Genomic DNA, 13450 nt, shown 5'->3' with positions numbered 1-13450 from the left:
AAGCTGAAATTCATGGTGTCGGTTCTGGCCCCTTCGCGAGCAAGCCCGCTCCCACCCTTGAAATGCATTCCAATGTGGGAGCGGGCTTGCTCGCGAAGGGGCCATCAGCCTCAAACAGATCTCAGGGTTTGGCCAGTACCGGCAGATCCCCGGTCAACCCCAGCGCCTCACGCACAAACAACGCCTTGGCCTCCGGCATCTGCTCCACCAGCTTCAACCCGGCATTGCGCAACCAGCGCAGCGGCAACGGGTCAGCCTGGAACAAGCGCTCGAAGCCCTCCATCGCCGCCATCAATGCCAGGTTGTGCGGCATGCGCCGACGCTCGTAACGACTCAGCACTTTCACGTCCGCCAGCCGTTCGCCGCGTTCCGCCGCCTGCAACAACACTTCAGCCAGCACCGCCGCATCGAGGAAACCCAGGTTCACACCCTGCCCGGCCAACGGGTGAATGGTGTGCGCCGCATCGCCGATCAGTGCCAGGCCTTCGGCCACATAGCGTTTGGCGTGGCGTTGACGCAACGGCACGCACAGCCGTGGATCAGCACTGACGACTTCGCCCAGGCAACCTTCGAAGGCTCGCTCCAGCTCACGACAGAATGCCGCTTCATCCAGCGCCATCAGGCGTTCGGCTTCACTTGGCGTGGTCGACCAGACGATCGAGCACCAGTCCTGCTGCCCGTCACGTTCCAGCGGCAGAAACGCCAGCGGCCCGTGATCGGTGAAACGCTGCCACGCGGTCATCCGGTGCGGCTTGCTGCTGCGCACGCTGGTGACGATGGCGTGGTGCAAGTAATCCCACTCGCGGGTGGCGACGCCGGTCAGACGGCGCACCGCCGAATTCGCACCGTCCGCCGCAATCACCAGCGGCGCACGCAACTGCCGACCATCGGCCAGGGTCAGCAGCCAGTCGTCACCGGAGCGGCGCATCTGTTCCAGCCGTGCGTTGGCCAGCATGCCCAGATCGCAATCGTGCAAGCGATCGAGCAATGCATCCTGCACCACACGGTTTTCGACGATATGACCGAGCACTTGGGCATGCACACTGCTCGCCGAGAAGTGAATCTGCCCGGTGCCGCTGCCGTCCCACACATGCATGTCGGTGTAGGGGCTGCTGCGGCGCTTGGCGATGCCGTCCCAGACGCCAAGGCGTTCGAGTATCCGCTGGCTGGCCGCCGACAAGGCGCTCACTCGCGGCTCGAACGGCGCGGCGGCGTCGAACGGTTTGACGCTCAGCGGGCTGCCGTCGAGCAGCAACACTTCCAGGCCGCTGTCCTGTAACGCCAACGCGAGGGCGCTGCCGACCATTCCGGCTCCGACAATCAGCAGATCTGCGCGCATTTCCATGCTTTAAGCCTGTCTCGCTGGCGGCATGCGCCGCTCGTAAAAGGTTTTAGCGAGCGCGCCAGTTAGCGGCGCGCTGCTGAAAGTGAAAGTGCCGACGCGTCGCTCAAGCATCCGGCCGCGTCCCCAGCCCCATGGCCTGACGAGCAAACCAGCGCTTGGCCGGTGGCAACAGATCGAGACCGAGCAGGCCGATGTTGCGGCCCAGCGAGACCAGCGGCTGAGTGCTGCCGAACAGCCGGGTGACCTGATCGGAGAAGCCCACGGTGAGCTCCTGATCCAGACGCTGGCGCTCGCGATAGGCCTGCAACGTGGCGAAGTCGCCCAGCGGTTTTTCGCTGGCGAGCAGTGCGGCGGCCAAGGCATCGGCGTCGCGCAGGGACAGGTTGAAACCTTGTCCGGCAATCGGGTGCAGGCTGTGCGCGGCATTGCCGAGTACGGCCAGATGCGAGCGCACCTGCTCTTCGGCCTCGACCAGCGACAACGGATACAAATGCCGCGCGCCGACCTGTTTCAAGGTGCCGAGGCGGTAGCCGAACACGCCTTGCAGTTCGCTAAGGAAATCGCGCTCGCTGAGGTCTGCCAGGCGTTGCGCATCCATGCCCAGGCGGGTCCAGACCAGTGCGCAACGGTTGTCCGGCAGCGGCAGCAAGGCCATCGGGCCTTCGTCGGTGAAGCGCTCGAAGGCCATGCCGTTGTGCGCTTCGCTCGGGGTGATGTTGGCGATCAGCGCGCTCTGGTTGTACGGACGCTTGCGCACGTTGATGCCCAGTTGTTCGCGCAAACCGGAACGGCCGCCGTCGGCCAGCACCGCCAGATCGCACTCGACGGCGGTTTCATCATTGAGGGTCAGGCGATAGCCGTCGGGCAGCGGCTCCATGCGCGTGACTTCCGCCGGGCAGCGCCAACTGATCACGTCTTTATCCAGATGCTGCCACAGGCACTGGCCGAGCCAGGCGTTTTCCACCACGTAGCCCAAGGCCGGCACGCCTTCTTCCATCGCCGACAGACGGGCGGTGGAGAAGCGACCACGGTCGGACACGTGAATCTGTTTGATCGGCTCGGCGCGGCGGGAAATCTCCTGCCACACGCCCAGCCGTTGATAGATCTGCCGGGAACCGAAGGACAGCGCCGACGAACGTGCGTCGTAGCTCGGCTGCCAGCTGTCGCCGGGGGCGAACGGTTCGATCAGGACGATTTTCCAGCCGCGGGCCTTGGCCCCGGCCTGCAAGGCCAACGCCAGACTGGCGCCGACCAGGCCGCCACCGATGATTGCCAGATTGACTCGACTCATGCCGCGTGTGTCCGTGCTTGCGCCATCAGCGCTTCGATTTCGGCAACGGTTTTCGGTACGCCGCTGGTCAATATTTCACAACCGGTCTTGGTCACTACCACGTCATCCTCGATGCGCACGCCAATGCCGCGCCATTTCTTCGCTACGTGCTGGTTGTCCGGGGCGATGTAGATGCCCGGCTCCACGGTCAGCGCCATGCCGACCTCCAGCACCCGCCATTCGCCGCCGACTTTGTACTCGCCAACGTCATGTACATCCATGCCCAGCCAATGGCCGGCACGGTGCATGTAAAACGCTTTATAGGCTTCGGTCGCGATCAACTCATCGACCTCGCCTTGCAGGATTCCGAGCTTGACCAGGCCTGCTGTAATCACCCGTACCGTCGCTTCGTGCGCCTGGTTCCAGTTTTTGTTCGGGGCAATTTCAGCGAGCGCGGCTTCCTGCGAGGCCAGCACCAGTTCGTAGATCGCCTTCTGTTCGGCGGAAAACTTGCCGTTGACCGGCCAGGTGCGAGTGATGTCGCTGGCGTAGCAGTCGATCTCGCAACCGGCGTCGATCAACACCAGATCGCCGTCCTTGAGCAGCGCGTCATTCTGCTGGTAATGCAGGATGCAGCTGTTGCGCCCGGCAGCGACGATCGAACCGTAGGCCGGCATCTTCGCCCCGCCCTTGCGGAATTCGTAATCCAGTTCGGCTTCGAGGCTGTATTCATACAGTCCCGGCCGGCTGGCCTGCATCGCGCGGATATGCGCCTGAGCGGAAATCCGTGCGGCTTCGCGCATCACCTTCACTTCTGCCGCCGATTTATACAGGCGCATGTCGTGCAGCAGATGATCCAGGGCAACGAATTCGTTCGGTGGCTGGGCGCCGAGGTGCGCCTTGGAGCGGATCACGTTGATCCAGTCCATCAGATGGCGGTCGAACTCCGGGTTGCTGCCCATCGCCGAATACACCCGGTCGCGGCCTTCGATCAGGCCCGGCAGGATGTCGTCGATGTCGGTAATCGGGAACGCGTCGTCAGCGCCGTAATCACGGATTGCGCCTTCCTGCCCTGCGCGCAGGCCGTCCCATAACTCGCGTTCGGCATTGCGTTCACGGCAGAACAGCACGTACTCGCCGTGCTCGCGGCCGGGCATCAGGACGATGACCGCCTGTGGCTCGGGGAAACCGCTGAGGTACTGAAAGTCGCTGTCCTGACGGTAGACATGCTCGACGTCGCGGTTGCGGATCGCCACTGCGGCAGCGGGCAGGATCGCGATGCTGTTGGGTTCCATCTGCGCCATCAGGGCCTTGCGGCGACGGCTGTATTCCGCTTTGGGGATATGGATCATGGGCAGATGGCTTTCCCTGGCACGCGATTAATGCAGCGACGGCTTGGCGGCTGGCGGCACGTCGGCTTTCCTGGTTTCCGAGAACAGCAGCAGCGGCGCGACGCGCAGGTATTCCATGACTTCCATGTAGTCGCTTTCGCCGTCTTCGGATTCTTCCAGGGCGTCTTGCACCTGGGAGATCGCCGCCAGATCCTGCAGCACTTCGGTGGCTTCGGTGCTGAGCATGCTGCTGTCGCGGCAGTTCAGGCCGAAACCGCTGAGGAAGCCCTGGCACCATTGGCCCAGTGCGGCGGCGCGGTCGGCCAGGGGCGCGTCATCGGTCGGCAGCAGCAGAACGACGGTGACGTCGTCACCGGTCAACTCACCCTTCACCATCTCTTGCAGGCCGATCAGGGCGTTGCGGACGTTGTCCTGTGGCTCGTTTTCCAGAAGTTCGGCGGCATCGATCAGCCACTCGTCGGCGTTGAAGCCGGCACCGGCGCAGCTGCGGCCGAGCAACAGGCCGTGCAGTTCGGCAGGCGAGACGTTGTGGCCGCTGGACGTCAGCAGGGTGGCAAAGGCTTGGTACGGGGAATTCGCAATGGTCATGGGCAGCTAGGCGCCAGACGGCGCTATGTCTAGAATGAAGGCCTTGTATCCTACATCGACAGACTCGCCAAGACTATTAAAGGCTGTCCGCCAGCTATCCCATCAGACAGACTCCGACCCAGTGGACACAATGGAAGACACCGACCTGCAAGCGCTGATGGCCAGACTCGAACTGCTGATTAGTCGAGTCGAGCAACTAAAGAGTCAAAACGCACTCTTACTAGCTCAGGAAAAGACCTGGCGCGAGGAACGCGCTCACCTCATTGAAAAAAACGAAATCGCCCGGCGTAAGGTCGAATCGATGATTTCGCGCCTCAAGGCCCTGGAGCAAGACTCATGAGTTCAAGCAATAGCGTTACCGTGCAGATCCTCGACAAAGAATATTCGATCATCTGCCCCCAGGAAGAACGCAGCAATCTGGTCAGCGCCGCCCGCTACCTGGACGGCAAGATGCGCGAGATCCGCAGCAGCGGCAAAGTCATCGGCGCCGACCGTATTGCGGTGATGGCCGCGCTGAACATCACCCACGACCTCTTGCACAAAGAAGAGCGCCCGGACATCCAGGCCAGCGGCTCGACCCGTGAACAGGTGCGCGACTTGCTTGATCGTGTCGATCTGGTGCTGGCCGACGATCCGGACATCAGCAAGGGCTGATTCGCCAGGCCGCTTGAGGTATACTCGCGGCACTCCCTGGGGTGCTTGCCAGTTGACGATGTCCCTGAGCCGATTTGCACTACCCTGGAGGTTGCACGTTGGGCTGGTGTGCATGTCCGCCAGACGGAAAGCCTTAAAGTCTACTGCATCCTCCACCTTGAACTTTCGGGTTCAAGGGCTAAGTTGACAGCGGTTCATCCGGGGAGCCTGATTCGAATCCGATGCCGGTTTTTGCCGACATCGGATTTTTTATGCGTGCGTTTTCGCCCTCACCTGCCGAAGCCGAACCATGACCGAACCTGCGCTGCTGCCCCGCCCGCAACTCCGCCGCCTGCTGCGCAAGGCGCGCCGTTCACTGACTCCCGCTGAACAACGGCAGGCCGCCAAAGGCCTGTTCCGCCAACTGGCGCAAGACCCGCACTTCCGCCGGGCCCGACACATTTCCCTGTACCTGCCCACCGACGGTGAAATCGACCCGCGCCTGCTGCTGCGCGAAGCCCAGCGTCGCGGCAAGGCCACCTACCTGCCGGTGCTCAGCGCCTGGCCGCGAACCAAAATGGTGTTCCAGCGAATTCGCCCCGGCGACAAGCTCAAGCCCAATCGCTTCCGTATTCTTGAGCCTCGGGCCAATCTGGCTCGTCAGCGCAAGATCTGGACCCTGGATCTCGTGCTGTTGCCACTGGTGGGGTTTGACGATGTTGGCGGACGCCTGGGGATGGGCGGCGGATTCTACGACCGCAGTCTGGCGTACCTGGCCCGGCGCAAGAACTGGCGCAAGCCGACGTTGCTGGGCCTGGCCCATGAATGTCAGAAGGTCGAACGCCTGGCACAGGCCAGCTGGGATGTACCGTTGCAGGGCACGGTCACCGATAAGGCGTGGTATTTCGCAGGATAGACGCCGCGCAGATCAGCGGCGTCGGGAAGGCAGTTTCAGCGTTTGAAAGCGGTCGACTGTTGAACCTGTTGCGCGACTTCAACCGGAGCATCGGTCTTGCTCGTCCACAGACTTTGCGCATAACCGGTGGTTACGACGCCAAGGCCGAACAAAATAACCAAAGTCCATAGCAAATCCGGTTTGCGTTTCATCGATTGCCCCCCTCAAGGCACATCATCACGATGACAGCAGCGGTTTCCGTTCGTAGGCCGTGCAGCAGCGTCAAGCTTTAAAGGCCGGCATTTTGCGACAACGTGAACCCGGGCGCAAACGCTGACGTCAACCGACCGTCGGTTTGTCATAAAATTGCCCGACAACCTGCCCAATCACCGCTTGAGGAGCAAAAGACATGGCCTATTGGCTGATGAAGTCCGAGCCTGACGAACTCTCGATCAAAGGCCTGGAGAAACTCGGCACAGCGCGCTGGGACGGGGTTCGCAACTATCAGGCGCGCAACTTCCTGCGGGCGATGGCGGTGGGCGATGAGTTCTTTTTCTACCACTCCAGTTGCCCGGAGCCGGGTATCGCCGGAATCGGCAAAATAATCGAGGCGGCGTACCCGGATCCCACCGCACTGGAACCCGAGAGCCATTACTTCGACCCGAAGGCCACACCCGAGAAAAACGCCTGGAGTGCGATTGATGTGGCACACGTCGAGACGTTTGCCCGGGTGCTGAAGCTCGATTACCTGAAACAGCAGACTGCGCTGGCCGAAATGCCGCTGGTGCAGAAAGGCAGTCGCCTGTCGGTCATGCCGGTGACGGCCGAACAGTGGGCCGCCGTACTCGGTTTGCGCTGAGAACTCGCCAGTCACGGTTTTTACCGGCAAAAGGGGCTAGGCTTGGCGCTCATTTGACTGACATCAAGCGAATGGAACGCTTGAACAGTCAGACTGCAAGCCACAGCCGCAGGATGCCCCCATGTCGACGCACAGCCGTTCTTCACTTCTATACGCCGGTTCGCTCTTGGTATTACTCGCCATCGCTGGCGGACTCGGTTACTGGATGTCCATCAGCAGCCGCCTAGTCGAAGGACTGTCGATGGGCAACGGGCGACTGGAAGCCACTGAAGTGCAGATCGCCAGCAAGACTCCTGGGCGCCTCGCCGAAGTACTGGTCGACGAAGGCGACAAGGTCAGCAAAGGGCAATTGCTGGCACGCATGGACACCCGCACCCTTGAAGCCCAGCGTAATCAGGCCGAAGCCGAAGTGTTGCGCGCCCGGGAGAATCTCAACGCCGCTCAGGCCAACGTGCAATTGCGCCAGAGTGAACTGCTGCTGGCCCAGCAAGAGCTCGGGCGTTCGCAATCACTGTTCAAGCACGGTTATGTCAGCGCGCAGATCATCGATCAGCTGCAGTCACGCATCGGCACTGGCAACGCTGCCGTTGTCGCCGCCCGGGCCCAAGTGTCTGCTGTCAGTGCGGCGATTGGCGCGGCACAGGCTCAAGTCGCGCAGTTGACCAGTGAAATTGACGACAGCAGTCTGCGCGCGCCGATTGATGGCGTGATTCAGCTGCGCATGGCCGAACCCGGCGAAGTGCTGGGGGCCGGTGGTCGCGTGCTGTTGCTGATCGATCCCAACGACCAGTACATGAACCTCTATCTGTCAGCCGCGGTGGCTGGGCGCCTGGCGGTGGGCGATGACGCTCGCGTGCTGCTTGATGCCTTGCCCGATAGCCCGCTGCCGGCAAAAATCAGCTTCGTCGCAGCCAAATCGCAGTTCACTCCCAAAGAGGTCGAGACCCGCGACGAGCGGCAAAAACTGGTGTTCCGCGTCAAGCTGCGCCTGGTTCAGCCCAGCGCCGTGCCGCAGGCCAAACCCGGCATGCCCGGGGCCGGCTACGTGCGGATCGCGCCCGTCGAATGGCCGGCCAATCTGCAATGAGCGGCCTTGCGGTTCAAGCGAACGGTATCGCGCACCGCTACGGCAAACAGCAAGCGCTTAGCGACATCGCCTTCAGCCTGCCCGCCGGTACGCGCTGCGGGCTGATCGGCCCCGATGGCGCGGGCAAATCCAGCCTGCTGGGGTTGATTGCCGGCGTGAAGACCTTGCAGCAAGGGCAACTGGACGTGCTCGGTGGCGCGATCGAGGATCGCCGGCATCGCGACACACTCTATGCGCGCATCGCCTTCATGCCGCAGGGACTGGGCGGCAACTTGTACCCGGAGCTGTCGATCCGCGAGAACATCCAGTTCTTCTCGACGCTGTTCGGCCTGTCCAAGGCTGAAAGCGAGCAGCGCATGCACAGCCTGCTGCTCGCCACGGATCTGCTGAAGTTCGCCGAGCGCCCTGCCGGCAAGTTGTCCGGTGGGATGAAGCAGAAACTCGGGCTGTGCTGCGCGCTGATCCATGAACCGGATCTGCTGATCCTCGATGAGCCGACCACCGGCGTCGACCCGCTCTCGCGCCGGCGCTTCTGGGAGTTGGTCGACGATGTGCGACGCCAGCGCCCGCAACTGACGCTGCTGGTCGCCACGGCCTATATGGAAGAAGCCGAGCAGTTCGAGCATTGCCTGATGCTCGATGCCGGCAAGTTGATCGCCACCGGCCTGAGCCGCGAGCTGGCGAACGTCACCCCCAGCGGCAAACTCGATGACGCCTTCACCCATTTTCAGGGTGACCGCCAGCATGACGCTCAGCCGCTGGTGATTCCACCGCGCACCGGCAACAGCAGCGACATCGCCATCGAAGCCCACGACCTGACGCTGCGCTTCGGCGATTTCACCGCTGTGGATCACGTCAGTTTTGCCATTGGGCGTGGCGAGATTTTCGGCTTTCTTGGCTCCAACGGCTGCGGCAAGACCACCACCATGAAAGTCCTGACCGGGCTGATGCCGGCCAGCGAAGGCAGTGCGACGCTGCTCGGCAACCCGGTGAACGCCAAGGATCTGGCCACGCGCAAGCGGGTTGGCTTCATGTCGCAGAGTTTTTCGTTGTATGGCGAACTCAGTGTGCGGCAGAACCTCGAACTGCACGCGCGGCTGTTCGACCTGCCCAAAACCGAGAGCGCACAACGCATCGAGGCGTTGATTCAGCGCTTCAATCTGCTCGCGGTCGCCGACCAGCCATCCGGGGCATTGCCATTGGGGCTGCGCCAGCGTCTGTCACTGGCGGTGGCGGTGCTGCACCGCCCGGAGGTGCTGATTCTCGACGAGCCGACTTCCGGCGTCGATCCGGCAGCCCGTGATAATTTCTGGCGACTGTTGATCGAGTTGTCCCGCGAACAGGGCGTGACGATCTTCCTCTCCACGCACTTCATGAACGAAGCGCAGCGCTGCGACCGCATCTCGCTGATGCACGCGGGCAAGGTCCTCGCCTGCGACACCCCGGCGGCGCTGCAACGCCAGTTTGCGGGAGAGACGCTGGAAGCGGCCTTCGTCACTTGCCTGGAACAGGCTCAGGGCGCTCAGCCATCAGCGCCTGTGGCCGAACCGCAAATGGCGCCGCCGAGCGCAGCGACAACACCGCTGCCCCGTCACGGTTTCAGCCTCGGTCGCCTGTTGGCCGTGGCCAGTCGCGAAGGCAAGGAGCTGTTGCGCGACAAGGTGCGCATGGCGTTCGCCTTGGCCGGGGCGATTTTCATGATGGTGATCTTCGGTTACGGCATCTCGCTGGACGTGGAAAACCTCGCGTTTGCCGTGTACGACCAGGATCAGACGCCGCAGAGCCGAGCTTATCTGGAGGCGTTTCGCGGCTCCCGGTCCTTCGACGAACAGCCGGCCATTCATGACCCGCAGGAACTGCACCGGCGCCTGCAACGCTCGGAAATCAAACTGGCGCTTGAGATTCCCCCCGGATTCGGCCGCGATCTGTACGCCGGGCGCCAACCCGCTGTGGCGGCGTGGCTGGATGGCGGCATGCCGTTTCGCGCCGAAACCAGCCGCAACTATGTTGAAGCCGTGCACCTGGGCAATCTGCAACAGTTGGCCGAACAAAGTAGCCCGGCGCTGGCCCACCCGGCGGCGGCCAGCCTGGAAACCCGCTTTCGCTACAACCAGGACGTGGTCAGCGTCAACGCTATTGGCCCCGGGGTCATGGCGCTGATCCTCGCCTTCATTCCGGCGATGCTCACGGCGCTGGGCATCGTCCGCGAAAAGGAGTTGGGGTCGATCACCAATTTCTACGCCACGCCCCTGACCCGCCTCGAATTTCTGCTGGGCAAACAGGCGCCGTACCTGCTGGTCAGTCTGGTCAACCTGGCGCTGCTGGTGGCGATGAATCGCTGGCTGTTCGGCGTGCCGTTCAAGGGCAGCCTGCTGACGCTGGCATTCGGCGGCCTGCTGTACGTGCTGGCGACCACCAGCATGGGCCTGCTGATCTCGGCGTTCACCCGCACGCAAATTGCCGCGATCCTCGGCACCATGATCATCACCAGCCTGCCGACCATCCAGTTCTCCGGGCTGATCGTGCCGCGCTCTTCACTGGAGGGCGCGGCAGCGATTATGGGCATGCTGTTTCCGGCGGGGCACTTCCTCGACATCGCGGTGGGTACGTTCACCAAGGCGCTGGACCTGTGGCAGCTGTGGCCACAGTGCCTGGCGCTGTTCGGGTTCTTTGTCGGGTTCACCGGGCTGAGCCTGATCATGCTGAAAAAACAGGAGGCCTGATGCACAAGTTCGCGCACATCCTGCGCCTGGGACTCAAGGAACTGACCAGCCTGCGCCATGACAGCGTGTTGCTGCTGTTCCTGTTCTACGCCTTCACCGTGGCGATTTACATGCCCGCCGCCGGTTCGGTGATCGGCGTGCACAACGCCAGCGTGGCCATCGTCGACGAAGACCACAGCGCCCTCTCACGCCAATTGGCCCAGGCCCTGCAGCCGCCGGAATTCCAGACGCCGGTGCTGCTGCCTTATGCGCAACTGGATCAGGTCATGGACAGCGGTGAGTACACCTTCGTGATCAATATTCCGGCGGGCTTTCAAACCGACTTGCTCGCCGCGCGGCAACCGGCGATTCAGGTCAACGTCGATGCCACCGCCATGAGCCAGGCGTTCATGGGCGCCGGCTACATCGGCCGGATCTTCCAGCGCGAATTGCTCGACTATGCCGGTCAGGGCGGTGCAGCGGCCAAGGCACCCGTGCAACTGACCACCCGCGCGCTGTTCAACACCAATCTGGAGGGCGGCTGGTTTCTGGCGGTGATTCAGATCGTCAACAACATCACTATTCTGGCGATCATCCTCACCGGTACTGCGCTGCTGCGCGAACGCGAACACGGCACGCTCGACCATTTGCTGGTGCTGCCGCTGACGGCGCTGGAAATCATGCTGGCGAAAATCTGGAGCAACTTGCTGGTGGTGGTGTTGTGCACCTGGCTGTCGCTGGAGGTGGTGGTCAAAGGCCTGTTGAATGTGCCGTTGGCCGGCTCGATGAGCCTGTTTTTGCTGGTGACTGCGGTTTATCTGTTTGCCAGTACCGCGCTGGGCATCTTTCTGGCGACGCTGGCGCGCTCGACGCCGCAGTTCGGTCTGCTGGCGATTCCGGTGATCATCCCGATGTTGCTGCTGTCGGGCGGCAGCACGCCATTGGACAGCATGCCGCAGTGGCTGCAGTGGGTCATGCAGGGCTCGCCGTCCACGCATTTTGTCAGCCTCAGCGCCGCGATTCTGTTTCGCGACGCCGGGCTGAGCGTGGTCTGGCCGGACTTGCTGGCGCTGACGGCCATCGGTCTGCTGTTCTTCGTTATCGCCCTGGCGCGCTTTCGCAAGAGCCTGGCGTCCTGAACAGCGGCCAGCGTGGTTACTGAATGATCAGGTTGTTGAACAACAGATCTTCAACCACCGGTTTGCCGGTCTCGTCATTCATCACTTGCTGGGTCTGCTTCAGGGCTTCCTGACGCAGCTTTTCCTTGCCTTCGATGCTGCCCATCGCCTCGGTTGTCTGCTGAGTGAACAGCGCCACCAGTTGATTGCGGATCAGCGGCTCGTTGGCCTTGACCAGCTTGGTCGCCTCTTCGCCCGTTACACGCAGCGCCACGTCGGCCTTGTAGACCTTCAGCTTAGGCGTGCCGTCCAGCCCGTAGTTACCCACGAACGGCGGGCTCAGGGTGATGTAGTTGACCTTCGGCGCCTCGCCTTCTTTGGCTTCTTCGGCCAGCGCTGCCACAGGCAGAGACAGGGCCAGCAACAACATGATCCACGCTTTCACAATTCGCTCCTTATCCGGTTTGCGGCCTAGCATAACGACCCGCCGCGCAAGCACAAGCTTATGGCTGACTATCAGGGCCGGGCATGCTCGTTGACCCGTTGACTGACACACCTACACTTATCGGCCATCACTCCCAAAGGAATAGCCCTGATGAAAGCCGTGCTGTGCAAAGCCTTCGGCCCTGCCGAATCGCTGGTGCTGGAAGACGTCGCCAGTCCTGTCGCGAAGAAGAACGAAATCCTGCTGGAGGTGCACGCCGCCGGGGTCAACTTCCCGGACACGCTGATCATCGAGGGCAAGTATCAGTTCAAGCCGCCCTTCCCGTTTTCGCCGGGGGGCGAAGCGGCCGGCGTGGTCAGCGCCGTCGGTGAGAAAGTCAGCCACCTGAAAGTCGGCGACCGGGTCATGGCCCTGACCGGCTGGGGCAGCTTCGCCGAACAGGTCGCGGTGCCGGGCTACAACGTGCTGCCGATCCCGCCGTCGATGGATTTCAACACCGCCGCCGCGTTCAGCATGACCTACGGCACTTCGATGCACGCCCTCAAGCAACGGGCCAACCTGCAACCGGGCGAGACCCTGCTGGTGCTCGGCGCTTCCGGTGGCGTCGGTCTGGCGGCGGTGGAAATCGGCAAAGCCATGGGTGCCCGGGTCATCGCCGCCGCCAGCAGCACGGAAAAACTCGCCGTGGCCAAGGCCGCCGGTGCCGATGAACTGATCAACTACAGCGAAACCAGCCTCAAGGACGAAATCAAACGCCTCACCGACGGCCAGGGCGCCGACGTGATCTACGACCCGGTCGGTGGCGACCTGTTTGACCAGGCCATCCGCGCCATCGCCTGGAACGGCCGCCTGCTGGTGGTCGGCTTCGCCAGCGGACGCATCCCCGAGCTGCCGGTCAACCTCGCCCTGCTCAAGGGCGCCGCGGTACTCGGCGTGTTCTGGGGCTCCTTTGCCCAGCGCCAGCCGCAGGACAACGCGGCGAACTTCCAGCAACTGTTCGACTGGTTCGCCGAGGGCAAGTTGAAACCGCTGGTGTCGCAGGTGTATCCGCTGAGCAACGCGGCGCAGGCGATCAACGATCTGGGGCAGCGCAAGGCGGTGGGCAAGGTGGTGGTGCAGGTGCGCTGAGTGTTTTCTGGCCGGTGACCTCTCGGAG

At 62.7% G+C, this 13450-nt stretch carries 14 protein-coding genes and 1 other RNA gene; 9 read left to right on the top strand and 6 right to left on the bottom strand.

The window, feature by feature from the left end; genetic code table 11:
• Positions 1-121: 121 nt before the first annotated feature.
• The 4 genes from H043_RS0101990 to H043_RS0101975 all read right to left on the bottom strand — a co-directional run bounded on the left by H043_RS0101990 (position 122) and on the right by H043_RS0101975 (position 4555).
• The gene (locus tag H043_RS0101990; RefSeq protein WP_177325599.1) at positions 122-1339 is read right to left on the bottom strand and encodes a 2-octaprenyl-3-methyl-6-methoxy-1,4-benzoquinol hydroxylase; all 1218 of its coding nucleotides are present in this window, start codon (positions 1337-1339) and stop codon (positions 122-124) included.
• Positions 1340-1448: 109 nt separating this feature from the next.
• Entirely contained in the window at positions 1449-2636 is a 1188-nt protein-coding gene (ubiH, locus tag H043_RS0101985) for a 2-octaprenyl-6-methoxyphenyl hydroxylase (protein WP_027610493.1), read from the bottom strand.
• Positions 2633-3967 (bottom strand): Xaa-Pro aminopeptidase, encoded by a 1335-nt coding sequence (gene pepP, locus H043_RS0101980; protein WP_027610492.1) that lies wholly within the window; start codon positions 3965-3967, stop codon positions 2633-2635. The genes ubiH and pepP overlap by 4 nt, the downstream gene beginning before the upstream one ends.
• A 27-nt stretch (positions 3968-3994) precedes the next feature.
• Positions 3995-4555 (bottom strand): YecA family protein, encoded by a 561-nt coding sequence (locus H043_RS0101975; protein ID WP_027610491.1) that lies wholly within the window; start codon positions 4553-4555, stop codon positions 3995-3997.
• 130 nt (positions 4556-4685) lie between these two features.
• Here H043_RS0101975 and H043_RS0101970 point away from each other — a divergent pair, with 130 nt between their 5' ends.
• From H043_RS0101970 to H043_RS0101960, 4 genes are all read left to right on the top strand, one after another.
• Positions 4686-4895 (top strand): TIGR02449 family protein, encoded by a 210-nt coding sequence (locus H043_RS0101970; RefSeq protein ID WP_025112001.1) that lies wholly within the window; start codon positions 4686-4688, stop codon positions 4893-4895.
• A complete protein-coding gene (locus H043_RS0101965; protein WP_007967943.1) occupies positions 4892-5209 on the top strand; it encodes a cell division protein ZapA in 318 nt (105 codons plus the stop codon). Before H043_RS0101970 ends, H043_RS0101965 begins: the two co-directional genes overlap by 4 nt.
• 30 nt (positions 5210-5239) lie before the next feature.
• Positions 5240-5418: non-coding RNA, 6S RNA (ssrS, locus tag H043_RS29530), on the top strand.
• An 80-nt stretch (positions 5419-5498) separates the two neighbouring features.
• Positions 5499-6104 carry a 5-formyltetrahydrofolate cyclo-ligase gene (locus tag H043_RS0101960; RefSeq protein WP_027610490.1) on the top strand — a complete coding sequence of 202 codons (606 nt, stop codon included), beginning with the start codon at positions 5499-5501 and terminating at the stop codon, positions 6102-6104.
• A gap of 35 nt (positions 6105-6139) precedes the next feature.
• Here H043_RS0101960 and H043_RS30405 read toward each other — a convergent pair whose 3' ends face one another.
• On the bottom strand, positions 6140-6295 hold the full coding sequence (locus H043_RS30405; protein WP_003229308.1) for a hypothetical protein: 156 nt from the start codon (positions 6293-6295) through the stop codon (positions 6140-6142).
• Positions 6296-6492: 197 nt separating this feature from the next.
• Between H043_RS30405 and H043_RS0101950 the strand changes: the two genes are divergently transcribed.
• The 4 genes from H043_RS0101950 (at position 6493) to H043_RS0101935 (ending at position 11870) form a co-directional block, all read left to right on the top strand.
• On the top strand, positions 6493-6942 hold the full coding sequence (locus tag H043_RS0101950; RefSeq protein WP_027610489.1) for an EVE domain-containing protein: 450 nt from the start codon (positions 6493-6495) through the stop codon (positions 6940-6942).
• 121 nt (positions 6943-7063) lie between these two features.
• A complete protein-coding gene (locus H043_RS0101945; RefSeq protein WP_027610488.1) occupies positions 7064-8029 on the top strand; it encodes an HlyD family secretion protein in 966 nt (321 codons plus the stop codon).
• Positions 8026-10752 carry a ribosome-associated ATPase/putative transporter RbbA gene (rbbA, locus tag H043_RS0101940; RefSeq protein WP_027610487.1) on the top strand — a complete coding sequence of 909 codons (2727 nt, stop codon included), beginning with the start codon at positions 8026-8028 and terminating at the stop codon, positions 10750-10752. The genes H043_RS0101945 and rbbA overlap by 4 nt, the downstream gene beginning before the upstream one ends.
• Entirely contained in the window at positions 10752-11870 is a 1119-nt protein-coding gene (locus H043_RS0101935) for an ABC transporter permease (protein WP_027610486.1), read from the top strand. Before rbbA ends, H043_RS0101935 begins: the two co-directional genes overlap by 1 nt.
• Positions 11871-11886: 16 nt before the next feature.
• Here the strand turns inward: H043_RS0101935 and H043_RS0101930 are convergent, their stop codons facing one another.
• Positions 11887-12294, bottom strand: coding sequence for a flagellar basal body-associated protein FliL (locus tag H043_RS0101930; protein WP_027610485.1), 408 nt, complete (start codon positions 12292-12294; stop codon positions 11887-11889).
• Between the two features lie 150 nt (positions 12295-12444).
• On the opposite strand from H043_RS0101930, the gene H043_RS0101925 reads away from it, so the two are divergent.
• Positions 12445-13422, top strand: a complete 978-nt coding sequence (locus H043_RS0101925) for an NADPH:quinone oxidoreductase family protein (RefSeq protein ID WP_027610484.1) — start codon at positions 12445-12447, stop codon at positions 13420-13422.
• Positions 13423-13450: the final 28 nt, after the last annotated feature.

Origin of the sequence: Pseudomonas sp. URIL14HWK12:I6, assembly GCF_000514195.1 — a bacterium.
GTDB lineage: Bacteria > Pseudomonadota > Gammaproteobacteria > Pseudomonadales > Pseudomonadaceae > Aquipseudomonas > Aquipseudomonas putida_A.
This window is presented reverse-complemented; position numbering and strand designations above follow the sequence as displayed.